This window comes from Crassaminicella indica, assembly GCF_019203185.1.
GTDB classification, from domain to species: domain Bacteria; phylum Bacillota; class Clostridia; order Peptostreptococcales; family Thermotaleaceae; genus Crassaminicella; species Crassaminicella indica.
Genome location: NZ_CP078093.1, coordinates 1,329,973 through 1,354,271, shown reverse-complemented (window position 1 = coordinate 1,354,271; position 24,299 = coordinate 1,329,973). Strand labels below are relative to the sequence as shown.

The following is a 24,299-nucleotide window of genomic DNA, read 5'->3' as shown; positions in this document are numbered from 1 at the left end:
CATAAAGATTATGCAACTGCATAATCTTTATGTGTATTTAAAAAGTCAACTATCTCTTAATTGCACACTTTATCATTCTAGCACTAACTTTGTATGCTGTCAACTCATAATTTTTTACCATTATTCAGCATCTCTACGCTCTATAGCAATACTTTTATATCTTTTCATTCCTGTACCTGCTGGAATCAATTTACCAATGATTACATTTTCTTTTAATCCAATCAGATGATCTTCTTTTCCCTTTATTGCAGCTTCTGTAAGAACTCTTGTAGTTTCTTGGAATGATGCTGCTGATAAGAAGGATTCTGTAGCTAAAGATGCTTTTGTAATTCCTAAAAGAACTCTTTTAGCTGTTGCAGGTGTTAATCCTTCTTCCTCTGCTTTTTTATTTACTTCTTCAAATTCATGAATATTACAAAGCCCTCCAGGAAGCAATTCTGTATCTCCAGCAGTTTCTATCTTAACCTTTGAAACCATTTGTCTTACAATGACTTCAATATGTTTATCGTTAATATCAACTCCTTGAAGTCTATAAACTCTTTGAACCTCTTTTACAAGATATTCTTGAACACCTGTTACACCTTTTATCTTTAATATGTCATGAGGATTTATAGAACCTTCTGTTATAGGGTCCCCAGCCTTTATTCTTTGACCTTCCTTTACTTTTATCCTAGAACCATAAGGAATTGAATATGTCTTTTGCTGTCCATCGTCATCTGTTACTATTACTTCTTTATTCTTTTTGGCTTCATTAATAGATACTACACCTGGAATTTCTGTAATAATAGCAAGTCCTTTTGGTTTTCTAGCCTCAAATAATTCTTCTACCCTTGGAAGACCTTGTGTAATATCGTTACCTGCAACTCCACCTGTATGGAAAGTACGCATTGTAAGCTGCGTTCCCGGTTCTCCAATGGATTGAGCAGCAATAATCCCAACAGCTTCTCCAACATCTATAGATTGTCCTGTTGCTAAGTTCCTTCCATAACAGTGACCACATACACCATGTCTTGCTTTACAATTAAGAACTGTTCTTATTTTTACTCTTTCTATACCTGCTTTAACAATTTTATCTGCAGCCTCTTCTTTAATTTCGCTGCCTTTCTTTACGATTATTTCTCCTGTTTCAGGATGCAGTACATCCTCTACTGCATATCTACCAACTATTCTATCATATAATGACTCTATAAGTTCATTTCCATCTTTAAATGCTTCTACATACATACCCTCTGTTGTGCCACAATCATCTTCTCTAATAATCACATCTTGACTAACATCAACAAGTCTTCTTGTTAAATATCCTGAGTCAGCAGTACGAAGAGCCGTATCTGCAAGACCCTTTCTAGCACCATGTGTTGATATAAAATATTCAAGAACAGATAAACCTTCACGGAAGTTAGCTTTTATAGGAAGCTCTACTGTATGACCTGATGCATTGGCCATAAGCCCCCTCATACCACCTAGCTGACGTATCTGGTTTTTACTACCCCTTGCTCCTGAATGAGCCATAATGAATACATTATTAAGTCTACCTAAGTTTGCCATAAGAGCATCTGTTACCTTTTCAGTAGTCTCCGACCATGTTCTGATTACCTTTTCATATCTTTCTTCATCGGAAATAAGACCTCTTCTATAAGCTTTTTCATACTTATCTACAATAGCATCTGCTTCTGAAAGTAATATTTCCTTCTCTTTTGGTATTTCCATATCAGCTACACCGATAGTAATAGCACCTATTGTAGAGTAATGGAATCCCATTTCCTTTATGTTATCAAGCATTATTGCTGTAACAGTATTTCCATATTTTCTAAAGCATTTATCAATGATTTTTCCAAGCTTTTTCTTATCGCAAAGGAAATCTATCTCCAAACTATATGGATCATTTTCTCTATCTACAAAGCCTAGTTCCTGAGGAATTTTTTCATTGAATATAAATCTTCCTACTGTACTTTCAACAAGCTTTCCTGCATCGTCTTTATCTAATTTTCTTCTAACCTTTACTCTTGCATGTAAACCTACTACTCCATTTTGATAAGCCATAAGCATCTCATCAAAATCTTTAAAAATCATTCCTTCTCCAGGTTGATTCTCTTCTTCAATTGTTAAGTAGTAGCTTCCAAGAATCATATCCTGAGTAGGTGTTGTAATAGGTGAACCATCTTTTGGTGCTAGTATATTATTTACTGAAAGCATTAAGAATCTTGCTTCAGCTTGTGCTTCTACAGAAAGCGGTACGTGTACCGCCATTTGATCTCCATCAAAATCTGCATTATAAGCTGTACAAACAAGAGGATGCAGTTTTATAGCCTTTCCTTCAACTAATATTGGTTCAAAGGCTTGAATTCCAAGTCTATGTAGAGTCGGAGCACGGTTTAGAAGAACTGGATGCTCTTTTATCACTTCTTCTAATACACCCCATACCTCTGGCTTTACTCTTTCTACCATTCTCTTAGCACTCTTAATGTTATGAGCATATCCATCTTTTACAAGACGCTTCATAATAAAAGGCTTGAATAGCTCTAAAGCCATTTTCTTTGGTAAACCACATTGATAAAATTTAAGCTCAGGGCCTACAACTATAACAGAACGTCCAGAATAGTCTACACGCTTTCCAAGCAAGTTTTGTCTAAAACGTCCCTGCTTTCCTTTTAACATATCTGATAATGATTTTAATGGTCTATTTCCAGGACCTGTTACAGGTCTTCCACGTCTTCCATTATCAATAAGTGCATCTACTGCCTCTTGAAGCATTCTTTTTTCGTTTCTAACAATAATATCTGGAGCTCCTAGATCTAACAATCTCTTTAGTCGATTATTTCTATTGATTACTCTTCTATATAAATCATTTAAGTCAGAAGTAGCAAATCTACCTCCATCTAGTTGCACCATTGGTCTTAAATCTGGTGGAATAACCGGTACAACATCTAAAATCATCCATTCAGGTTTATTCCCAGATTTTCTAAATGCTTCTACTACCTCTAATCTTCTAACAGCTCTTATTCTCTTTTGTCCTGAGCTATCTCGTAGCTTTAATCTTAACTCTTTTGCTAATTTTTCAAGATCAATCTTTTCAAGAATTTCTTTAATCGCTTCAGCTCCCATAGAAGCTTTGAATGCATTGCCATACTTGTCTCTATATTCTCTATACTCGTTTTCATTTAATAATTGTTTATAGCTTAGTGATGTTTCTCCTGGGTCAGTTACTATATAAGAAGCAAAATATAATACTTTTTCAAGGGATCTTGGAGACATATCAAGTAGTAATCCCATTCTGCTTGGTATTCCTTTGAAATACCAAATATGAGATACTGGAGCAGCAAGCTCTATGTGCCCCATTCTCTCACGTCTTACCTTTGATTTTGTAACTTCAACACCACATCGATCACAAACAACACCTTTATACCTTACTCTTTTATATTTTCCACAATGACATTCCCAGTCCTTAGTAGGACCAAATATTTTTTCACAGAAAAGTCCTTCCTTTTCTGGCTTTAATGTACGGTAGTTTATTGTTTCAGGTTTTTTAACTTCTCCCTTTGACCAGCTTCTAATTTTTTCTGGTGAAGCAAGCCCAATTTTTATAGATTCAAAATTGTTTAATTCAAACAAGGAGTTTCTCTCCCTTCATTATGGCTTATAGTAATCTTTTAGATTTATTAAAATTTAAAATCATCATAATCATCTTCTATTGAATATTCCAATACGGATTCATCAATATCATCTAATGTATCAAGGTTTTTTTCCATTTCTTCTTCTTCATCTTCTTCATCTTCTTCATCTTCTTCATCTTCTTCACTTTCTTCATTTTCTTTATTTTGATTTTCTTCAGGTGCTAAATAAGCTTCTCCATCAAGAATTGTGTCTAGTTCACTTCCATCATCATCTACAGATTCTTTAATTTCAATTTCTGTGTCTTCTTCTGTAAGAACTTTTACATCTAAAGCTAAGCTTTGAAGTTCTTTAATCAGTACTTTAAATGATTCTGGAACACCTGGCTCTGGAATGTTTTCACCCTTTACAATAGCTTCATATGCTTTTACACGTCCAACTACATCATCTGATTTAACCGTTAAGATTTCTTGAAGCGTGTGAGCTGCACCATAAGCTTCTAATGCCCAAACTTCCATCTCACCAAATCTTTGTCCTCCAAATTGTGCTTTACCACCTAAAGGCTGTTGAGTAACTAAAGAGTACGGACCTGTACTACGAGCATGAATTTTATCATCTACTAAGTGATGCAGCTTTAGCATGTACATATATCCTACTGTTACTCTATTATCAAAAGGCATACCTGTTCTACCATCATACAACTGAAGCTTACCATCCTCTGGATACCCTGCTTGTTTTAAAGCTTCTTGTATATCTTTTTCTCTTGCTCCATCAAATACAGGAGTTGCAACATGCCAGCCTAATTTTTTTGCAGCTAAACCAAGATGTACTTCAAGTACCTGACCAATGTTCATACGAGATGGTACTCCTAGTGGATTTAAAACAACTTGTAAAGGTGTTCCATCCTCTAAAAATGGCATATCTTCTTCTGGTAATATTCTTGAAATAACCCCTTTGTTTCCATGTCGTCCTGCCATTTTATCTCCAACATTAATCTTTCTTTTTTTAGCTATATAACATCTTACGAGTACATTCACTCCTGGTGGAAGTTCATCACCATTTTCTCTTGTGAATACTTTTACATCTACAATAATTCCACTCTCTCCGTGAGGCACTCTTAAAGACGTATCTCTAACTTCCCTAGCTTTTTCTCCAAATATAGCTCGAAGAAGTCTTTCTTCTGCTGTAAGCTCTGTTTCTCCCTTTGGAGTAACCTTACCAACTAGTATATCTCCTGATTTCACTTCTGCTCCAACACGAATAATTCCTCTTTCATCTAAATCCTTTAAAGCTTCTTCTCCAACATTTGGAATATCTCTTGTAATTTCTTCTGGTCCTAGCTTTGTATCCCTTGCTTCGGATTCATATTCTTCTATATGAATAGAAGATAATGCATCCTCCATAACTAATCTTTCATTTAAAAGAATCGCATCTTCATAATTATATCCTTCCCACGTCATAAAGCCTATAAGCAAGTTTCTTCCTAATGCAATTTCTCCTTTATCTGTGGAAGGACCATCTGCAATAGCTTCTCCCTTTTCTACATGCTCTCCTTTGTTTACGATCGGTCTTTGATTAATACAAGTTCCTTGATTAGAACGCTTGAATTTAAGAAGTTTATATCGATCACGACCACCGTCCGAATCTCTTTTTATTACAATCTCATCAGCTGAAACTCTTTCAATAACACCTGAATTTTTTGCAAGAAGTACTACTCCAGAATCTCTTGCTGCAATATATTCCATACCTGTTCCTATAATTGGTGCATCCGGCTTTACAAGAGGCACAGCCTGACGCTGCATGTTTGATCCCATCAATGCACGGTTTGCATCATCATTTTCTAAGAACGGAATCATCGCTGTTGCAACAGAAACCATTTGCTTTGGAGTTACGTCCATATAGTCTACTTCTTCTCTTGGTACAACATCTATATCTCCATTTTTGCATCTTGCAGTAACTCTGCGATTTATAAATCTTCCTTCTTCATCTAACGGCTCATTAGCTTGAGCAATAATTACTGGATCTTCTTCATCTGCTGTTAAATAATGAATTTCTTCTGTTACAACGCCTCTTTCCTTATCTACCTTTCTATAAGGCGCTTCAATAAATCCGTATTCATTGATTCTACCATATGTAGTCAGTGAACCAATCAAACCGATATTCGGTCCCTCTGGAGTTTCTATAGGGCACATACGTCCATAGTGAGAATGATGAACGTCACGAACTTCAAAGCCTGCTCTTTCACGCGAAAGCCCTCCAGGACCTAATGCAGATAATCTTCTCTTATGCGTAAGCTCTGCTAATGGATTAGTTTGATCCATAAATTGCGATAGCTGACTGCTTCCAAAAAATTCTTTTATAGCAGCTGCTACTGGTCTAATATTAATTAACGCCTGCGGTGTAATTACATCAATATCTTGAATGGTCATTCTTTCTTTTACAACTCTTTCCATTCTTGAAAGACCAATTCTAAATTGATTTTGTAAAAGCTCTCCTACTGAGCGCAGTCTTCTATTTCCTAAATGATCAATATCATCTACTTCACCTATACCATGTGCAAGATTTAATATATAGCTTATAGAAGCAATGATGTCATCAATAATAATATTTTTAGGCGATAAATCTTTTCTTCTCTCTTTCAATGCTTCTTTTATTTCATTTTCATCTGTATAAGTATCTAATATCTCTTTTAGTACAGGGAAATGAACTTTCTCTTCTATATTCAAATCATCTATACTAAAAGGTATATGTTCCTTAATGTCTACAAAATGATTTCCTATTACTTTTACAGTTTTTCCTTCTTCATCGATAATATTTATCGCTTTAATACCTGCATTCTCTATTGCTTTGGCCATATCCCTGCTAATTTTTTGGCCTTCCTCTATATAAATCTCACCTGTATATGGATTTACAATATTCTCTGCAGCTATATGACCTGCTATTCTATTTGAAATGCATAGCTTTTTATTATATTTATAACGTCCTACCTTTGCTAGATCATAACGCTTTGGATCAAAAAATAATGAATCAATTAATGACTTTGCACTTTCAACAGTTGGTGGTTCACCAGGTCTAAGCTTCTTATAGATTTCTAATAATCCTTCTTCTTGAGATTTCGTATTATCCTTATCTAAGGTATGCATTAATCTTTCATCTTCACCTAAAAGGTTGATGATTTCTGCATCTGTACCAAATCCCATTGCACGAAGCAATACTGTCATAGGTTGCTTTCTTGTTCTATCAACCCTTACAGATATAATATCATTTGAATCTGTTTCATATTCTAGCCATGCACCACGGTTTGGAATAACCGTCGTTGAAAATAGCTTTTTCCCTGTTCTATCTAACTGAACAGCATAATATGGCCCTGGAGATCTTACAAGCTGTGTTACAATAACTCTTTCAGCTCCATTAATAATAAAGGTCCCTTTGTCTGTCATAAGTGGGAAATCTCCCATAAATACTTCCTGTTCCTTCACTTCTCCAGTTTCCTTATTAATGAGTCTAACCTTCACCTTAAGCGGTGCAGCATATGTAACATCTCTTTCCTTGCACTCTTCTATTTCATATTTAGGTTCTCCATCTAAGGAATAATCAATAAATTCTAAAATCAAATTGCCAGTATAATCTTGAATTGGAGAAATATCTTCAAAGACTTCTCTTAACCCTTCTCGCAAAAACCATTCATAAGATTTTCGCTGGATTTCAATAAGATTTGGCATCTGTGCAACTTCTTCAATACTTGAATAACTCATTCTCGTTCTTTTTCCGGCCTTAATAGGATGTGGCATAATTTTCACCCCTTGTAGTAGTATAAAAAAGTCTTCCTTAAATATTAAGATTGACTTTTTTGAAATACATAAGGTTATAGTTTCCTATGTATCATAAAAAACCCCAAATATTCACACACAAAAAAATTTATAGTTGTATTGTTAGATGTGAAAGGAGGTCTTTTGTTCAAATTTTTATCTATATTAACAACTTTTAAATGTAAAAGTTGGAAGTCAAAGACATAAATACTATTCTTCTCATAATTCATAATATTGCCATTATTGATAGGTTTTATACAATTTAATGCGAGTTTTCGCCTCCTATGGCAGTATATAATGCTATCATAATCTTTATCTGTTGTCAAGCCCTCAATTTTATGTTATAATTGATTTATTCATTTGTTTTTATTCATTGTTCTTGAATCATTTCCTTAAAAATAAAAAAGTCTTCCTTCGAAAAAATTTCAAGGTTGACTTTTTTATTTTTCCTTTTTGAAGGTATTATTTTCTAATGCATTATAAAAAGGTACTCTGGATTTCTCCAGAGTGCCTTTTTATTTTATTTGATTACTTAAGCTCTACGCCAGCTCCAACTTCTTCAAGTTTTGCTTTCATTGTTTCTGCTTCTTCTTTAGCAACTCCTTCTTTTAATGTTTTAGGAGCTCCATCAACTAATTCTTTTGCTTCTTTTAATCCAAGACCTGTAATCTCTCTTACAGCCTTGATTACTTTAATTTTTTGGCTTCCAGCGCTTGTTAAAATTACATCAAATTCATTCTTCTCTTCAGCTGCTGGTGCTGCTGCTCCACCCATAACAGCAACTGGTGCTGCTGCAGATACTCCAAATTCTTCTTCACATGCTTTTACTAATTCATTTAACTCAAGTACAGTCATACCTTTTATAGCTTCAATAATTTGCTCTTTTGTCATTTTACTACACCTCCGAAAATTTTTCATTAATTATGCTTCTGCGCCATTTTTATCTGCAATAGCTTGAAGTAAGTAAGCAAGATTTGATAATGGCGACTTGATACTTCCAAGAAGTTTTGCAAGTAATACCTCTCTTGAAGGAATTTCTGCGATTTCTTTGATTGTATCAACATCATAATATTGTCCTTCAACGACACCTGCTTTTAATTCTAAAGCTTTATGATCTTTTGCAAAATCATTTAAGATCTTTGCTGGAGTTACAGGGTCTTCATATCCAAAAGCAACAGCATTTGGTCCTGTTAAATTTGCTGTTAAAGATTCAAAATCAGTATCCTTTACAGCCAATCTCATTAAAGTATTTTTGTATACTTTATATTCTACACCAGCTTCTCTCATTTTTTTTCTCAACTCAGTTGCTTCTTCTACAGTTAATCCTCTGTAATCTACAACTACTGCTGATTGTGCTTTAGAAAACTTTCCTTTGATCTCTTCTACAATCTGCTTTTTGATCTCTAAGTTGCTTGACATCTTGGTGTCCACCTCCTCTGCAATTTTAAAATTGCTAAAACCGTTCTGTTATATAAATAACAGAACCTCTCTACCGTAGACATAGAGAGGTTCTAAAATTCTTTCGAATCTATATCGAATTACCTCGGTAGGCTTATTTAAACCATATGGTACCTACTGTCTACGGTTTGTATTCATTTTTATTTGCAACATAATGGATTATATCATTGCATGGAGTTCATGTCAATGACTTTTTCTTAGAAAATTAATCCATTACTTTTGTTGGATTAACTTTTACACCAGGACCCATTGTACTTGTTACAGTAATACTTTTTAAGTATTGTCCTTTTGCAGCCGCTGGCTTTGCTTTAATTATTGCATCCATTAATGTTTTGAAGTTTTCAATTAATTTTTCTGCACCAAAAGATACCTTTCCAATTGGTACGTGAATAATATTTGTTTTATCTAATCTATATTCTACTTTTCCTGCTTTGATTTCTTTTACTGCCTTTTCTACTTCGAAAGTAACAGTTCCTGATTTAGGGTTTGGCATTAAGCCTTTTGGTCCTAATACTCTACCAAGTCTTCCTACAAGACCCATCATGTCTGGTGTAGCTACTACTACATCGAAGTCAAACCAGTTTTCTTTTTGAATTTTTTGAACCATGTCTTCTGCTCCGACATAATCTGCACCAGCATTTTCAGCTTCTTTAACCTTTTCACCTTTTGCAAAAACTAATACTTTTCTTGTTTTACCTGTACCATGTGGTAATACAATCGCACCTCTAACTTGTTGATCTGCATGTCTTGAGTCAACTCCAAGCTTAATGTGTGCTTCAACAGTCTCATCAAATTTAGCTTTTGCAGCATCTACTACTAACTTTAATGCTTCTTCTGTTCCATATTGAGCTGTTCTATCTATTAATTTTGCACTTTCTTGATATCTTTTACCTCTTTTTGGCATGTTTTTACCTCCTTTGTGGTTTTAACGGTTTTTTGAGTATACCTCCCACTAAACTGGATATTATTCTTCTACGACAATACCCATACTTCTAGCAGTACCTTTGATCATACTCATAGCAGCTTCTAAGCTACCAGCATTTAAATCAGGCATTTTTAATTCAGCAATTTCTTTTACTTTGTCTATTGATATTGTTGCAACCTTGTTTCTATTTGGCTCACCAGAAGCACTCTCAAGACCTGCTGCCTTTTTTAATAGTACAGCTGCTGGTGGTGTTTTAGTGATAAATGTAAATGATCTATCTTGATAAACTGTAATAACTACTGGTATAACCAAACCAGCTTGATCTGCAGTTTTTGCATTAAACTCCTTACAAAATTGCATAATATTCACACCATGTTGTCCAAGTGCTGGTCCTACTGGTGGTGCTGGAGTAGCTTTTCCTGCAGGGATTTGTAGTTTAATCATTCCTGTAACTTTTTTTGCCATTAGTACACCTCCTCATTTTTCATACAGCTAATCTGCATATAAGATTTTTATGTTAAAAAGCATATAAGCTTTTTTAAAGCAAATTATAATTTTTCTACTTGTGCAAAATCAAGTTCTACAGGTGTTTCTCTTCCAAACATTGAAATAAGCACCTTCAATATCTGTCTTTCTAGGTTGATTCCTTTGACAACGCCAATAAAACTTTCAAATGGACCGGATATAACTTTTACTGTATCTCCTACAACAACATCGATTTCTGCAACTGGTTCTTCAATTCCCATTTTCTTCACTTCTTCATCACTCAAAGGAATCGGCTTAGACCCTGGACCTACGAAACCTGTAACACCTCTTGTATTCCTTACTACATACCAAGACTCATCATTCATAATCATCTTAATAAGCACATAGCCAGGGAAAATTTTCTTCTGTTTTGATTTTTTCTTCCCATTTTTAACTTCTATTTTCTCTTCTGTAGGTACAACAATTTCACTAATAATATCTTCCATACCTCTATTCTCAACAAGCTTTTCAATATTTGCCTTTACTTTGTTTTCATGTCCAGAATAGGTGTGAACTACATACCATTTTGGCTTTTCAGACATATTTCTCCCTCACTATTTAATAATTTGCTGAAGAGCTTTCCCTAAAGCTGTATCTACTAGCCAAATTCCAGCTGCTGTAATCGCACAAGTTACTACTACTACTGTAGTATACGAAATTAAGTCTTTTTTATTTGGCCAAATTACTTTTTTAAGTTCTGCTTTAACATTTTTGAAGTATTTACCTACATTTTGTGATTTGCCTAATTTATTTGTATTTGTTTGTACTGCCATACTATTCACATCCTTATATGTTAATTGTACAAAACATAAATACTATAAAGGATTATTTTGTTTCTTTGTGAGTTGTGTGAGTTTTACAGAATTTGCAGTATTTTTTCATTTCTAATCTGTCTGGATTGTTCTTTTTATTCTTCATAGTATGATAATTTCTTTGTTTGCATTCTGTACATGCTAAAGTTACTTTTACTCTCATGCTTACACCTCCTAGGATACTAACCCTTATATGAACTATCTTGCAATTCGACACAAATATCTCATTATAATACCATTACTTAATAAAGCTATCACAATTTTTCATCTGTGTCAACATAGTTTTTGCTGATTGCTTAATGCAATAAATTGCCTTTATAAGCACACAGAAAAAAACACTTGTGCTTTAGTGCTTTTTTCTCTGTATTTATTTGTTATTTTTTAGTATAGCCATAATGTTGATTTTTATTGCAATTTTATTCAAAAGGACTAGGCTTGGGTTTCAAACCTAGTCCTTTTTACCAACCTTTAATTATTCAATAATTTGAGCAACAACACCTGCTCCAACTGTTCTACCACCCTCACGGATAGCAAATCTTAATCCTTCTTCAATAGCGATTGGGCTGATTAGCTCAATTTCCATTGTTACGTTATCTCCTGGCATACACATTTCTACGCCTTCTGGTAACTCGATTGATCCTGTGATATCTGTTGTTCTGAAGTAGAACTGTGGTCTGTATCCTTTAAAGAATGGTGTATGTCTTCCACCTTCTTCTTTCTTTAATACGTAAACTTCAGCTTTGAATTTTGTATGTGGATTGATTGTTCCTGGCTTTGCTAATACTTGTCCTCTTTCGATTTCATCTCTTTGCACACCTCTTAGAAGTGCTCCGATGTTATCTCCTGCTTGTGCTTGATCTAGTAGCTTTCTAAACATTTCTACTCCTGTTACTACTACTTTTCTTGGCTCTTCTGATAATCCTACGATTTCTACTTCATCTTGTACTTTTAGGATTCCTCTTTCTACTCTTCCTGTTGCTACTGTTCCTCTTCCTGTGATTGAGAATACGTCCTCTACTGGCATGATGAATGGCTTGTCTGTATCTCTTTGTGGCTCAGGAATGTACTCATCGATTGCTTCAAATAATTCTACGATTTTATCTCCCCATGGTCCATCTGGATCGTTTAATGCTTCTAATGCTGATCCTCTAACGATTGGTGTATCATCTCCTGGGAATTCATATTCGTTTAATAATTCTCTTACTTCCATTTCTACTAAGTCTAATAATTCTTCATCGTCTACCATATCACATTTGTTTAAGAATACTACGATGTATGGTACACCTACTTGTCTTGATAGTAAGATATGCTCTCTTGTTTGAGGCATTGGACCATCTGTTGCTGCAACTACTAGGATCGCTCCGTCCATTTGTGCTGCTCCTGTAATCATGTTTTTAACGTAGTCAGCATGTCCTGGACAGTCAACGTGTGCGTAGTGTCTGTTTGGTGTTTCATACTCAACGTGTGCTGTTGAAATTGTGATTCCTCTTTCTCTTTCTTCTGGAGCTTTATCGATATTTTCGAATGCTACTGCTTCTCCAGTTCCAAATCTTTTGTTTAATGTCATTGTAATCGCTGCTGTTAATGTTGTTTTACCGTGGTCAACGTGACCGATTGTTCCAATGTTAACATGTGGCTTATTTCTCTCAAATTTAGCTTTTGCCATTTGTTTCTCCTCCTTTTTATATATGATTTCTATAATGATGATTTTTCAAGTAAACTCATCCGGGTGTATCTATGTATTAAAACCTAACATGGAGCCCACGAGCGGATTCGAACCGCCGACCTCCGCCTTACCAAGGCGACGCTCTAACCACCTGAGCCACATGGGCACTCACCATCACTTATTTTACTACGAATCAAATTTAAAGTCAATGGTTTTTGCTTTGATATTTTTTTACAACACTTAACTTCCCCTTACCTCTAAATACCTTTCTAGCTTTCTTTTTACACGTTGAAGTGCATTGTCAATAGATTTTACGTGTCTGTCCAGTTCAGCAGCCATTTCCTGATAAGATTTCCCCTGAAGATACGACATAAGTACAGTCCATTCCAAATCACTCAATATTTCTCCTATCTTCGATTCAATATGTGCAAGTTCTTCCCTTGATATAATTAATTCTTCAGGATCAGAAATCTTCGCTCCAGATATAACATCTAGTAATGTTCTATCTGATTCTTCATCATATATTGGCTTGTTCAAAGAAACATATGAATTTAGAGGAATATGCTTTTGTCTTGTAGCTGTTTTAATCGCTGTAATAATCTGTCTTGTAATACATATTTCAGCAAAAGCTCTAAAGGAGGATCGCTTGTCCGGTTTAAAATCACGAATAGCCTTAAAAAGACCTATCATCCCCTCTTGAATAATATCTTCCCGATCTGCTCCAATCAAAAAATAAGATCTTGCTTTTGCTCTAACAAAATTTTTATATTTTTTAATAAGATATTCCTGTGCTTTAGAATTACCTTGTCTAGCATCCTCAACAACATCTTCATCAACTCTTAATTCAGTTTTTTCAGCAACTTCCTCTCGTTCATTACCGATTGCCACCAACATCTCCTCCAGCACTTTTTTTGTTTTGTGCTACCCAATTTTTATGTATAACCTACCCCTACTTACAAAAGCACAAAATCGTATATTTATTATAACTTAACTTTTATCGTCTAGTCAAGAAAATCATTGATTTCTGCGCCATTTTTCAAGCTTTTCGACAATATCCTTGCCTATTCGATCTTCAATAGTGGAACGTATTTGTTTAGAAGCTGCTGCTTTTTTATGGATTTTTTTTATTATTTTATCTAATTCAATTTTTAATTCCCTTGCAGAAATTCTTATAGCACCGCTACCCAATACAACCTGCTGCTCTGCCCAATCTGATGTAGCAACCATCACAGAATTTTTTCTGTCTTTCATAAGTTCTTCTACCTTTTTTTCTATATAAGAATCCGCTGTCTGATGTTCTTTTGTAAATACTACCTCTACTCCCTTTGTAAAAAAGCGTTTTACATCACTTCCCTTTACATAATGAGCATCAAATACAACAATAACAGAATATCCTGTATAATGCTTATAATCCACCAACTCTTGAACAAGCGCATCTCTTGCTTCCTCTAAATTCACCTTTCCTACTTCCTTTAAATGAGGCCAAGCATTTATTACATTATATCCATCTACCAATAAAAATTGATTCAAAATCCAATCACCCTATTCTTTCCTCTCTTTGACGAACCACTTCATACATAAGAACAGCTGCTGCTACCGATGCATTCAAAGAGCTGACTTCCCCTTTCATAGGAATATTTACTAAAAAATCACATTTTTCTTTTACCAATCTTCCTATCCCTTTACCTTCACTTCCAATTACTAATGCAATTTTTCCTTTTAGATTTTCTTCATAATGCTTCTTCTCTCCTGTCATATCTGCTCCAACTACCCATAGTCCTTGTGATTTTAGAAAATCTATAGTTCTCACAATGTTAGATACCTTCGCAACAGGAACATACTCTATAGCACCAGCAGAAGTCTTCGCAACTATCCCCGTAAGCCCTACAGACCTTCTTTTGGGAATAATCACACCATGAGCCCCACAAGCATCAGCAGTTCTCATAATAGACCCTAAATTATGAGGATCTGTAATTTCATCTAATATAATAATAAATGGATCTTCATTTTTTTCTTCAGCTTTTTTCAATATATCCTCAACTTCTACATATGTATGAGCTGCTACAAAAGCAATCACACCCTGATGAGCATGAGATACAGAAATCTCATTAAGCTTTTGCTTTTTTACGTATTGAATAGGTATGTTTTTATCTTTTGCCATACCGATAATCTTTTTGACGGAACCTTCCGCTCCATTTGCAATCATAATCTTATCTATTGCTCTATCTGCTCTTAGAGCTTCTATTACTGGATTTCTTCCTTCAATCTTATCCGAATTCATATTTGCACCTCTTTATCATTTTTCTTTATATTTCCCATTTATTTATATTTTATGGGTAATCGGTTGTAAAAAAGCTTTTCTTACTTCATCGATTTTTCCACAAGTCATATTTCCTTCTGGACATGAACCAGAAATACAGCTTGGTCCTGCATTTTTGAATATAGCAGGAGCCACTTCCTTTACTAGCTTTAACATTTTTGTAGCCATTTCTCTAATCTCCCACTGAGCTCTTTGACAACACCTATGATGAAAAAAATTCAACAATGTTCTTGCATTCATAGTAAATACAATTTTTGTCTCACATGCATTAGGAAACACATATCTGCTATCTTCAATCGCCATTTTTTCAGACATTCTTCTTGCAAAGCTTTCACTTTTTCCTTCCTCAAGCAATCTATCATAATGCTTCTTTTGTAAAATCTCTACTAACTCATTATATTTTTTTTGATCATCTTCCATAGCTTGTATAAACTTTTCCCTTGCTTCAGGAATAGCTTCGATACTAGGTGGAATAATATATTCAAACTGATCAAGCTTTACATATCTTTGAGATTGTTGTGAATAACTAGCTATTCTATGTCTTACTAACTGATGGGTAAGAACTCTACTAACCCCTTCTACTGCAAATGTAAAGCTTATATGCTCTATAGGAGATTCGTGTCCTAAATCCATTAACATATTTAAAAAGCTATCTATTTTTTCATCTGTCAAATTTTCCATTATTTCATCTACGCCTACTCTTGAATAGCAAAGCTTTGCAGCAGCAGCTACTACTCTCTCAGGCTGTGGTGTATATTGAATTAATTCTACTTTCATATATTTTCCTCCTATTTTTCTTCTTCCCATTTACTTTCTAATTTAAACTCCTTATAAGGAATAACATGAAAAATATATCCTCTTACTGTTGCACGATAAGCTCCAGAAATCTTTATTTCCTTTGCTTTTTCTCCAAAATAAACAAGAATACGAGAACTTCCATCATTGTGAACTTTTTTTATATCAACTATTTTTTTGCTCGCTATTCCTATTTTCTCCAAAAAATTATTATATCTTTCCTCTTTCTGAACCGTCTTCTCTACAAATTGCTTGAAAAGCAAAGCCTCCCCTTTAACCTTTACCTGATCAAAGATTAATGATTTACAAGTCAATACCGCTAGCAATATAAGTATTATCCAAATCATTCTTTTTTCTCTTTTGTTCATAATTTTCATCCACCTATTCTTCTATTATTTGTATAGCTCTTTTAACAATTTCTTTTATTCTCCCTGTATCTCCTAATAAATATAAATATCCAATCAACGCTTCAAAACCTGTAGCATATTTGTAATCTACAAGCTCTGCATTCTTTGGAACAGTTCCTGATTTTTGATTTCTTCCTCTTTTAATTATATTCCATTCCTTTTCTGGTAGCTCTTTTTCCAAACCATGTACAGCCTTTGCTTGTGCTCCTGCTTTTACAAATCTTGTAGCAATTTTATGGAGTTTATTTACATTTCCTCCATATCTGTGAAGAATATATTCTCTAATATAAACTTCATAAACAGCATCTCCAATATAAGCAAGCACCAAAGGTGATATAAATCTAATTTCTTCTTCACTTTTTTTCTCCAAGTGCATAAATTCAACAAAATTTTTATCCATCAAAAACCCTACCTTATTTGTATTTTTATATTCTCCATTATTATAGTCTTATTCCATCATACTATAATTTTCCCAAACATAAAAGCAGTTTCATGCAGAAAAGAGCAATGTCGTCAATCTTTATCATTTTAAGACTAACGACATTTTCTAGCTATTTCTTTAATTTAAAAGAGCTTTTTAGCGATACAATTCTATTAAATACTATCTTTTCTTCTGTTGTATATTTTGGATCTACATTAAAGTATCCATGTCTGAAGAACTGAAACTTATCTTGAGGTTTTACATCTTTCATATTTGGCTCAATAAAGCCTTGTAGTATTTCTAACGAATTTGGATTTACACATTCTAAGAAAGTTTTATCTTCCTTTTGTTCTTCATCTAAAATCAAAGGCTCATATAGTCTAAATTCTGCTGGTACTGCATTTTTTGCATCTACCCAATGAATAGTTCCCTTTACCTTTCTTCCTGTAAATCCTGTTCCACTTTTTGTTTCTTTATCATATGTACAATGAATTTCTAATATATTTCCATTTTTATCTTTAATAACATCATTACATTTAATAAAATATGCATGCTTTAATCTTACTTCATTACCAGGGTATAATCGGTGATATTTTTTTGGCGGATTTTCCATAAAATCCTCTTGTTCAATATAAATTTCTCTTGAAAATGGAATTTGTCTTATTCCCATTTCAGGATTTTCAGGATTGATTTCAGCATCAAGCATTTCTACTTGGTCTTCAGGATAATTTGTAATAACTACCTTTAACGGTCTTAAAACTCCCATTGTTCTCGGTGCTTTTAATTTTAAATCTTCTCTGATAAAATGTTCAAGCATCATAGAATCTATTACACTATTGCTTTTTGCAATACCTGTTTCTTTAATAAAGTTGCGAATAGCTTCTGGTGTATACCCTCTTCTTCTCAATCCTGCAAGTGTCGGCATGCGTGGGTCGTCCCATCCATCAACATAATTTTCATCTACTAATTGCTTTAATTTTCTTTTACTCATCACCGTATTTGTTAAGTTTAGTCTTGCAAATTCAATTTGACGAGGAACATGCTCCATTTCACATTCTCTAACAAACCAATCATACAACGGACGATGATCTTCAAATTCTAAAGAACATAACGAATGCGTAATCCCCTCAATTGCATCCTCTAATGGATGTGCAAAATCATACATAGGATAAATACACCATTTGTCTCCTGTATTATGATGAGTAGTATGAGATATACGGTATATTACTGGGTCTCGCATATTCATATTAGGTGATGCCATATCTATTTTAGCTCTTAATACCTTCTCACCATCTTTAAATTCACCATTTTTCATGCGCTCAAATAAGTCTAAATTTTCTTCTACACTTCTTTCTCTATAAGGGCTTGGTTTCCCTGGTTCTTTCAAGGTTCCACGATATGCTCTTATCTCTTCTGCAGACAAATCACATACATAAGCTTTTCCTTTTTTTATTAACAATACTGCTCTATTATACATTTCTTCAAAATAATCAGATGCAAAATATAGCCCATCCCATTGATAACCTAGCCACTTAATATCTTCCTTGATCGCTTCTACATATTCTGTATCTTCTTTTATTGGGTTCGTATCGTCAAAACGCAAGTTTGTTCTACCACCAAATTCATCTGCTAATTCAAAATCTACAAAAATAGCTTTAGCATGTCCAATATGTAAATATCCATTTGGCTCTGGTGGGAAACGAGTAACAATTTCCTTGTGTTTTCCTGATTCTAAATCATCTATAATAATATTTCTTATAAAATTTGATGATATTTTATTCTCCATGCATACACGACCTTTCTCCTTCATTGCTTTATTAAAATTATTTGTATTTTGAATATAATTATAACGCATTCATATAAATATATCAAAAAGTTTCAACGGAAAATAGCCGATTCAGTTAATCGGCTATTTTTTTATTTTTGTATATGCCATTTTGTTCCTTGTGGTGTATCTTCAAGAATTATCCCTCTAGCCTTTAAATCATCTCTTATTTTATCTGCTAATGCAAAGTTTCTATTCTTTCTAGCCTGCTGTCTTTCTTCTATCAGCTTTTCAATTTCTTCATCTAAATTTTCTTGCTCTTTTGTAGCAATTCCTAAGACACTAGCCAATTCCATAAATAGCTCTAAGCTTTTTTGTACAAACTCCTTTGAAGCCTTTTCATTTACATGAGAATTTATTTCTTTTACTAATTCAAACACTGCTGCAATAGCATCTGCTGTATTCAAATCATCTTCCATTGCTTCAATAAATTTTTCCCTGTACTTTTCAAACACTTTAAACAATGCTTTTTCTTCTTCATCAATATCTCTTTCTTCTACATTTTGGAGTAAATGAAATAAATTATTTTTCGCATTATACAGTCTTTCCAAGCCATTTTTCGCTTGCTCCATAAGCTCCCTGCTAAAATTAATTGGATTTCTGTATTGCGCTGATAATAGGAAAAAACGCACTACTTCTCCGTCAAATTCTTTTAGTACATCTCTTACTGTAAAAAAATTCCCCTTTGATTTCGACATTTTTTCATTATTAATAGTAATATATCCATTATGCATCCAATATTTAGCAAATGGTTTCCCTGTACAAGCTTCACTTTGAGCGATTTCATTTTCATGATGTGGGAAAATTAAATCCTGCCCCCCTGCATGAATATCAATAGTTTCTCCTAAATATTTTGTAGCCATAACAGAGCATTCAATATGCCATCCCGGTCTACCTTTCCCCCACGGACTACTCCATGCAATTTCTCCCGGTTTTTGACTTTTCCATAAAGCAAAATCCATTGGACTTTTCTTCACATCATTCACTTCAATTCTCGCTCCAGCTTCTAAATCCTCTATGCTTTGCTTAGATAATTTTCCATAATCCTTAAATTTTGATGTATCAAAATATACATCTCCATTTACTTCATAAGCATATCCCCTATCTATTAATTTTTGTACAAATGATATAATATCATCAATATTTTCAGTTACTTTAGGATGTACATCTGCTTTTCTTACACCTATAGTTTTTGCATCTTTAAAATATTCCTCTATATATTTTTCACTCACCTCTTTAGGTGTTATTCCCTCTTCATTTGCTCTATTAATAATTTTATCATCTACATCTGTGAAATTTTGTACAAATTTTACATTATACCCTCTATACTCAAGATATCTTCTTAATGTGTCAAACACAACAAAAGGTCTTGCATTCCCAATATGAAAGTAATTATATACCGTTGGACCACAAGCATATATTTTTACATTATTTTTATCTATTGGTATGAATTCTTCCTTCTTTCTTGTAAGTGTATTATATAGCTTCATTTCTCTTTTCCCCCTCCTCAAGCATTTTCTCTAAATGAGCAATTCTTTTTCTCAAGCATTCTAACTCTTGCATTATTGGATCTGGTAAATGAACTTGATCCAAATCAATATCAGGTTTACTAATGCTCCTTATTTTTACATTGTCCTTAACAACAATACGCCCCGGCACCCCTACAACTGTACAGTTTGGTGGCACTTCCTTTAATACAACAGAACCTGAACCTATTTTTGAATTATCCCCTACTTTAAAAGGACCTAATACTTTAGCACCACTACTTATTACAACATTGTTTCCTATTGTAGGATGCCTTTTTCCTTTTTCTTTTCCTGTTCCACCTAAAGTAGCACCTTGATAAATAGTAACATCATCACCAATTTCAGTTGTTTCTCCAATCACCACACCCATACCATGATCAATAAAAAGCCTTTTGCCTATTTTCGCTCCTGGATGAATTTCTATACCTGTAAAAAATCTTGCCATTTGAGATATAAATCTTGCCAATACCACAAATCCTCTATTGTACAAGGCATGGGCAATGCGATGACTAATAATACTGTGGATACATGGATAGCACAAAAGCACTTCAAGCTTACTCTTTGCAGCAGGGTCTCTATCTAAAACAGCTTCAATATCTTCATTAAGAGCTCTTAATAATTTTAACATATCCCATCCTCCTTTCCATAGTGATAAGTGGCAAAATTTGTTAAAGTTAAATAAAAAAACCTTCCTCTCCATATACAGAGACGAAGGTCATTCGCGGTTCCACTCTGCTTAGGGTTTCCCCTCAGCTTATTTAGCATTAACGGCGCTTACCGACTGTGCCTACTAATTTTCGGACAGCTGCTCATAGGTGCACTTCAGTTTAAAAAACACTTAAGCTACTCTCAGCCAACGATAGCTTTTCTCTGTCAGCTTTTTTAAACCTACTCTCCTAATCACTGCATTTATAATAGATGTGTTTTTACATATTCTATGCGAGATAGTATATTTTGTTTCCCTAAAACTTTCATCATCAAATTCAAGTCAGGACCATGTACTTCTCCTGTTAGTGCCACTCTGATCGGCATAAAAAGATTTTTCCCTTTATACCCAGTTTCTTTTTGAATAGCTTTTAATGCTGTTTTTCCAAATGATTCATCAACTATTTCAGCTTCCTTTACCTTTTGTGCAAATACTTCTAATAGATGCGGTAGATGCTCAAGCTTTAGAACCTCCTCAGCTTTTTCATCTTCTGGTGTTATTTCTGTTTTAAAGAAAATATCTGCTTTTTCTACGATTTCACCAGCAAAGGAAAGTCTATCCTGTAGTAATTGTACCATATCCTTTAGCCATTCATATTTCTCTTTCGCTTCTTCTTTTGTAATATATCCAGCATCTACAAGATGAGGAATAGCTAAATCAGTAATCTCTTCAACAGAAGCTTCTTTCATATAGTGAGCATTAATCCAGTTTAACTTGTCTGTATCAAATACCCCTCCACTTTTAGATACTCTCTCTAGTGAAAATTTTTCAATCAAATCCTCCATAGAGAAAATCTCTTGATTATCCTCTGGACTCCAACCTACAAGTGCTAAGTAATTTACAAGTCCTTGCGGAAGATATCCTTTTCTCTTAAAGTCTTCTGCAGCAACATCCCCTTGTCTTTTACTTAATTTCTTTCTATCTTTATTTAAAATATTTGGAAGATGTACAAATTTTGGTGCTTCCCATCCTAATACTTCATATAAATAAGCATGCTTTGGTGTTGATATAATCCATTCTTCTCCACGAATTACATGAGTAATCTTCATTAAATGATCATCTACCACAACAGCAAAATGATATGTTGGGAATCCATCTGTTTTCATCAGTACCTGATCATCTAAATCATTTGTATTAACCACTACATTTCCTCTTATTACATCAGAAAAAGCAATCTCTCTATTTTCAGGAAATTTTAATCTCACTACATATTCTTCCCCACTCGCAATCCTTCTCTTTGCTTCTTCTATAGAAATATTTCTGCAATGACCATCATACTTAGGAGTCTCTCCATTATTCTTTTGTTCTTCTCTTACTCTTTCTAATCTTTCTTTAGAACAGAAGCAATAATATGCATGTCCCTCTTCAAGTAGCTTTTGAATATATTTTTGATAAATTTCAAGTCTTTCTGATTGGACATATGGTCCCATTTCTCCTTTTTGAACAAGCTTTCCATTTTCAAGCACAACTCCTTCATCATGCTCAATGCCAGCCCATTTTAAAGCTTCAATCATATTTTCTATGGCACCTTCAACATATCTTGTTCTATCTGTATCTTCTATTCTCAATATATACTTACCATTATTTTGTTTTGCAAATAAATAATTATATAGAGCAGTCCTTAAACTTCCTATATGTACAAATCCTGTAGGACTTGGTGCAAATCTAACTCTTACCGTCATACAAGCTCCTCCTAATTAAAAAACTTTTTATATTCATTCATTATATCGAAAAATACATTTATTATCAACTGATTTACCCTTATATGCTATTTTACCCTTTAGTCCTTTTATTTTATACTATATAGATAAACAACATCAACATTAAAAAAGAAATATATAAAGATAAGTGAATGACTTTGATAACTTTTGAAGTTATTTATCTATAACAACATTTAACATATTTAATACATTTGAAACTGCTTGATTATAAGTAATCTCTTCTTTTTCTTCTTTATTTCTTATTTTATACTCCACAATACCTTCTCCTGCTTTTTTTCCTACCGTAATTCTTATAGGAATACCTAAAAGGTCTGCATCTTTAAACTTAGCTCCTGCTCTTTCGTTTCTATCATCTAACAATACTTCAATGCCTGCATCTAATAATTCTTTATATATTTTTTCTCCTAAAAGGACTTGTTCTTCCTTCTTTACATTCACTACAGTAATTATTACATGAAAAGGTGCAACACTCATTGGCCATATAATTCCACCTTCATCATGATTAGCATCTACAATACCAAATAATATTTTTGTAATATCTAATATATAATTACCCATAAACACAGGTTTTTCTTTTCCAAGCTCATCAATAAATGTAACTCCTAATTGTTGACTATAGTCTGTTTTTAGTTTCTTTATTTGCCCAAATTGGGTAGCTCTCTTAATTGATATATGCCCATTACATTTCGGACATTTGTCTCCTTCTTTTATGGTTTTTATATCAAAAATATAATCAGCCTTGAAATCTCTTTCATAATTTACATTTTTAATATGATAATCTGTTTTGTTCCCACCTGCTATAGCATTTTTCATCTCTACTACTTCATCATCTACAACTATAGTAACATCCTTTATCCCTATTGGACCTGCAAAACCTGTCTTTGCACCTGTAATACGCTCTACATCTTCAGCCTCTGCAAAACTTAGTTCCATCGGTTCTAAATTTAGCCCATCTTCTAGCTTTGTTAAATTTAAATCTCTATCTCCGCGAATAAATGCTGCTATAAATTTATCCTTTCCTTTTAGTAATAAGCATTTCATTAGTCGTTCTTCTTCTACATCCAAAAATTTATTTAGTTCTTCAATAGTTTTTACATTTGGTGTATAAACTTCTTCTAATGGATACATTTCCTCATCTTGTTTAGGTAGATCTACAATGCATTTTGCTCGTTTTCTTGTAGCCTTATAACCACAATCCTTACATAAAGCGATTTCTTCTTTTCCTTCATCAGAAATCCTTACAAATTTACCAGATAATATTTCTTCTTCATTGTGGATATCCTTCACTTGTACTGTAGGTAATCCACATTTTTTAAATATTTTTTCATAATATGTGTGTAAAGCTTCAAAGTGTTTATTTAAGCCCTCTAAATCTTTATCAAAAGTAACTATAGAAAAATTGATATTTCCTTTTTTATTTTCCGCATTTTGACACACTGTTTGCACTTGATAAAATCCAAACGGAAGCTGCTTATACGACTTTAAGTCTTTTTTCACAAGTTGTGCATATAATTCTTCACTTGCTTGTGAAAGCATAGTAAATTCTTGTATTCCTGCTTCATCGAATACTTCTTTTGCTATTTTATTTATTTTCTCAATAATCCTGTATCCTAATGGCAAATAGGCATAGCTTCCCCCAACCTTTCTCATAATACCAGCTCTAATGAGTAGCTTTTCTGATATTTTTTCAATCTCTGAAGGAACTTCCTTTAAAGTATTTAAATACAGTTTTGATGCTCTCATTTTTAAATCCCCTTTCCCTTTTATTTATAAA

Annotated in this window: 21 protein-coding genes, 1 tRNA gene and 2 other annotated features; all 22 genes read right to left on the bottom strand. The window is 33.7% G+C overall.

What is annotated here, in order from left to right; genetic code table 11:
* Nucleotides 1-120: 120 nt before the first annotated feature.
* The 22 genes from rpoC to proS all read right to left on the bottom strand — a co-directional run bounded on the left by rpoC (nucleotide 121) and on the right by proS (nucleotide 24,268).
* Nucleotides 121-3,609 carry a DNA-directed RNA polymerase subunit beta' gene (rpoC, locus tag KVH43_RS06360; RefSeq protein WP_218283990.1) on the bottom strand — a complete coding sequence of 1,163 codons (3,489 nt, stop codon included), beginning with the start codon at nucleotides 3,607-3,609 and terminating at the stop codon, nucleotides 121-123.
* A 47-nt stretch (nucleotides 3,610-3,656) separates the two neighbouring features.
* Nucleotides 3,657-7,400, bottom strand: coding sequence for a DNA-directed RNA polymerase subunit beta (gene rpoB, locus KVH43_RS06355; RefSeq protein ID WP_218283989.1), 3,744 nt, complete (start codon nucleotides 7,398-7,400; stop codon nucleotides 3,657-3,659).
* A gap of 546 nt (nucleotides 7,401-7,946) precedes the next feature.
* Nucleotides 7,947-8,309: a 50S ribosomal protein L7/L12 gene (gene rplL / locus KVH43_RS06350; protein ID WP_218283988.1), complete on the bottom strand. Its 363-nt coding sequence runs from the start codon at nucleotides 8,307-8,309 to the stop codon at nucleotides 7,947-7,949.
* A 30-nt stretch (nucleotides 8,310-8,339) separates the two neighbouring features.
* The gene (gene rplJ, locus KVH43_RS06345; RefSeq protein WP_218283987.1) at nucleotides 8,340-8,837 is read right to left on the bottom strand and encodes a 50S ribosomal protein L10; all 498 of its coding nucleotides are present in this window, start codon (nucleotides 8,835-8,837) and stop codon (nucleotides 8,340-8,342) included.
* 49 nt (nucleotides 8,838-8,886) lie between these two features.
* Nucleotides 8,887-9,021, bottom strand: a sequence feature (ribosomal protein L10 leader region).
* 60 nt (nucleotides 9,022-9,081) lie between these two features.
* Complete coding sequence (gene rplA, locus KVH43_RS06340; RefSeq protein WP_218283986.1) at nucleotides 9,082-9,780, bottom strand: 50S ribosomal protein L1; 699 nt, start codon at nucleotides 9,778-9,780, stop codon at nucleotides 9,082-9,084.
* Nucleotides 9,781-9,840: 60 nt separating this feature from the next.
* On the bottom strand, nucleotides 9,841-10,266 hold the full coding sequence (rplK, locus tag KVH43_RS06335) for a 50S ribosomal protein L11 (protein WP_218283985.1): 426 nt from the start codon (nucleotides 10,264-10,266) through the stop codon (nucleotides 9,841-9,843).
* 83 nt (nucleotides 10,267-10,349) lie between these two features.
* Nucleotides 10,350-10,868, bottom strand: a complete 519-nt coding sequence (nusG, locus tag KVH43_RS06330) for a transcription termination/antitermination protein NusG (protein WP_218283984.1) — start codon at nucleotides 10,866-10,868, stop codon at nucleotides 10,350-10,352.
* A 12-nt stretch (nucleotides 10,869-10,880) separates the two neighbouring features.
* On the bottom strand, nucleotides 10,881-11,099 hold the full coding sequence (gene secE, locus KVH43_RS06325; RefSeq protein WP_218283983.1) for a preprotein translocase subunit SecE: 219 nt from the start codon (nucleotides 11,097-11,099) through the stop codon (nucleotides 10,881-10,883).
* A 52-nt stretch (nucleotides 11,100-11,151) separates the two neighbouring features.
* Nucleotides 11,152-11,301 (bottom strand): 50S ribosomal protein L33, encoded by a 150-nt coding sequence (rpmG, locus tag KVH43_RS06320; protein WP_218283982.1) that lies wholly within the window; start codon nucleotides 11,299-11,301, stop codon nucleotides 11,152-11,154.
* Nucleotides 11,302-11,610: 309 nt separating this feature from the next.
* Entirely contained in the window at nucleotides 11,611-12,804 is a 1,194-nt protein-coding gene (gene tuf / locus KVH43_RS06315) for an elongation factor Tu (RefSeq protein WP_218283981.1), read from the bottom strand.
* 89 nt (nucleotides 12,805-12,893) lie between these two features.
* Nucleotides 12,894-12,970 (bottom strand) — tRNA-Thr (locus KVH43_RS06310).
* Nucleotides 12,971-13,044: 74 nt separating this feature from the next.
* Nucleotides 13,045-13,698 carry an RNA polymerase sporulation sigma factor SigH gene (gene sigH / locus KVH43_RS06305; protein WP_218283980.1) on the bottom strand — a complete coding sequence of 218 codons (654 nt, stop codon included), beginning with the start codon at nucleotides 13,696-13,698 and terminating at the stop codon, nucleotides 13,045-13,047.
* A gap of 120 nt (nucleotides 13,699-13,818) precedes the next feature.
* Nucleotides 13,819-14,334 carry an NYN domain-containing protein gene (locus KVH43_RS06300; RefSeq protein WP_218283979.1) on the bottom strand — a complete coding sequence of 172 codons (516 nt, stop codon included), beginning with the start codon at nucleotides 14,332-14,334 and terminating at the stop codon, nucleotides 13,819-13,821.
* Nucleotides 14,335-14,341: 7 nt separating this feature from the next.
* The gene (gene rlmB, locus KVH43_RS06295; protein WP_218283978.1) at nucleotides 14,342-15,085 is read right to left on the bottom strand and encodes a 23S rRNA (guanosine(2251)-2'-O)-methyltransferase RlmB; all 744 of its coding nucleotides are present in this window, start codon (nucleotides 15,083-15,085) and stop codon (nucleotides 14,342-14,344) included.
* Between the two features lie 42 nt (nucleotides 15,086-15,127).
* Nucleotides 15,128-15,901 (bottom strand): FAD-dependent thymidylate synthase, encoded by a 774-nt coding sequence (thyX, locus tag KVH43_RS06290; protein ID WP_218283977.1) that lies wholly within the window; start codon nucleotides 15,899-15,901, stop codon nucleotides 15,128-15,130.
* An 11-nt stretch (nucleotides 15,902-15,912) separates the two neighbouring features.
* Nucleotides 15,913-16,287 carry a hypothetical protein gene (locus KVH43_RS06285; protein WP_218283976.1) on the bottom strand — a complete coding sequence of 125 codons (375 nt, stop codon included), beginning with the start codon at nucleotides 16,285-16,287 and terminating at the stop codon, nucleotides 15,913-15,915.
* Between the two features lie 13 nt (nucleotides 16,288-16,300).
* Nucleotides 16,301-16,726 (bottom strand): Mini-ribonuclease 3, encoded by a 426-nt coding sequence (locus KVH43_RS06280; protein WP_255547827.1) that lies wholly within the window; start codon nucleotides 16,724-16,726, stop codon nucleotides 16,301-16,303.
* Between the two features lie 151 nt (nucleotides 16,727-16,877).
* On the bottom strand, nucleotides 16,878-18,533 hold the full coding sequence (locus KVH43_RS06275; RefSeq protein ID WP_218283975.1) for a glutamine--tRNA ligase/YqeY domain fusion protein: 1,656 nt from the start codon (nucleotides 18,531-18,533) through the stop codon (nucleotides 16,878-16,880).
* A 131-nt stretch (nucleotides 18,534-18,664) separates the two neighbouring features.
* Nucleotides 18,665-20,062, bottom strand: a complete 1,398-nt coding sequence (cysS, locus tag KVH43_RS06270; protein WP_218283974.1) for a cysteine--tRNA ligase — start codon at nucleotides 20,060-20,062, stop codon at nucleotides 18,665-18,667.
* Nucleotides 20,049-20,726 (bottom strand): serine O-acetyltransferase, encoded by a 678-nt coding sequence (cysE, locus tag KVH43_RS06265; protein WP_218283973.1) that lies wholly within the window; start codon nucleotides 20,724-20,726, stop codon nucleotides 20,049-20,051. The genes cysS and cysE overlap by 14 nt, the downstream gene beginning before the upstream one ends.
* Nucleotides 20,727-20,799: 73 nt before the next feature.
* Nucleotides 20,800-21,011, bottom strand: a binding site (T-box leader).
* Nucleotides 21,008-22,486, bottom strand: a complete 1,479-nt coding sequence (gene gltX / locus KVH43_RS06260) for a glutamate--tRNA ligase (RefSeq protein WP_218283972.1) — start codon at nucleotides 22,484-22,486, stop codon at nucleotides 21,008-21,010. (Overlaps the previous feature by 4 nt.)
* Nucleotides 22,487-22,678: 192 nt before the next feature.
* Entirely contained in the window at nucleotides 22,679-24,268 is a 1,590-nt protein-coding gene (proS, locus tag KVH43_RS06255) for a proline--tRNA ligase (protein WP_218283971.1), read from the bottom strand.
* Between the last annotated feature and the right edge of the window lie 31 nt (nucleotides 24,269-24,299).

Bases quoted from the DNA above. Each gene is read 5' to 3' on its own strand.
- rpoB (WP_218283989.1), bottom strand. From the start codon at position 7,400: ATGCCACATCCTATTAAGGCCGGAAAAAGAACGAGAATGAGTTATTCA.
- rplL (WP_218283988.1), bottom strand. From the start codon at position 8,309: ATGACAAAAGAGCAAATTATTGAAGCTATAAAAGGTATGACTGTACTT.
- rplJ (WP_218283987.1), bottom strand. From the start codon at position 8,837: ATGTCAAGCAACTTAGAGATCAAAAAGCAGATTGTAGAAGAGATCAAA.
- rplA (WP_218283986.1), bottom strand. From the start codon at position 9,780: ATGCCAAAAAGAGGTAAAAGATATCAAGAAAGTGCAAAATTAATAGAT.
- rplK (WP_218283985.1), bottom strand. From the start codon at position 10,266: ATGGCAAAAAAAGTTACAGGAATGATTAAACTACAAATCCCTGCAGGA.
- nusG (WP_218283984.1), bottom strand. From the start codon at position 10,868: ATGTCTGAAAAGCCAAAATGGTATGTAGTTCACACCTATTCTGGACAT.
- secE (WP_218283983.1), bottom strand. From the start codon at position 11,099: ATGGCAGTACAAACAAATACAAATAAATTAGGCAAATCACAAAATGTA.
- rpmG (WP_218283982.1), bottom strand. From the start codon at position 11,301: ATGAGAGTAAAAGTAACTTTAGCATGTACAGAATGCAAACAAAGAAAT.
- tuf (WP_218283981.1), bottom strand. From the start codon at position 12,804: ATGGCAAAAGCTAAATTTGAGAGAAATAAGCCACATGTTAACATTGGA.
- sigH (WP_218283980.1), bottom strand. From the start codon at position 13,698: ATGTTGGTGGCAATCGGTAATGAACGAGAGGAAGTTGCTGAAAAAACT.
- rlmB (WP_218283978.1), bottom strand. From the start codon at position 15,085: ATGAATTCGGATAAGATTGAAGGAAGAAATCCAGTAATAGAAGCTCTA.
- thyX (WP_218283977.1), bottom strand. From the start codon at position 15,901: ATGAAAGTAGAATTAATTCAATATACACCACAGCCTGAGAGAGTAGTA.
- KVH43_RS06285 (WP_218283976.1), bottom strand. From the start codon at position 16,287: ATGAACAAAAGAGAAAAAAGAATGATTTGGATAATACTTATATTGCTA.
- KVH43_RS06280 (WP_255547827.1), bottom strand. From the start codon at position 16,726: ATGGATAAAAATTTTGTTGAATTTATGCACTTGGAGAAAAAAAGTGAA.
- KVH43_RS06275 (WP_218283975.1), bottom strand. From the start codon at position 18,533: ATGGAGAATAAAATATCATCAAATTTTATAAGAAATATTATTATAGAT.
- cysS (WP_218283974.1), bottom strand. From the start codon at position 20,062: ATGAAGCTATATAATACACTTACAAGAAAGAAGGAAGAATTCATACCA.
- cysE (WP_218283973.1), bottom strand. From the start codon at position 20,726: ATGTTAAAATTATTAAGAGCTCTTAATGAAGATATTGAAGCTGTTTTA.
- gltX (WP_218283972.1), bottom strand. From the start codon at position 22,486: ATGACGGTAAGAGTTAGATTTGCACCAAGTCCTACAGGATTTGTACAT.
- proS (WP_218283971.1), bottom strand. From the start codon at position 24,268: ATGAGAGCATCAAAACTGTATTTAAATACTTTAAAGGAAGTTCCTTCA.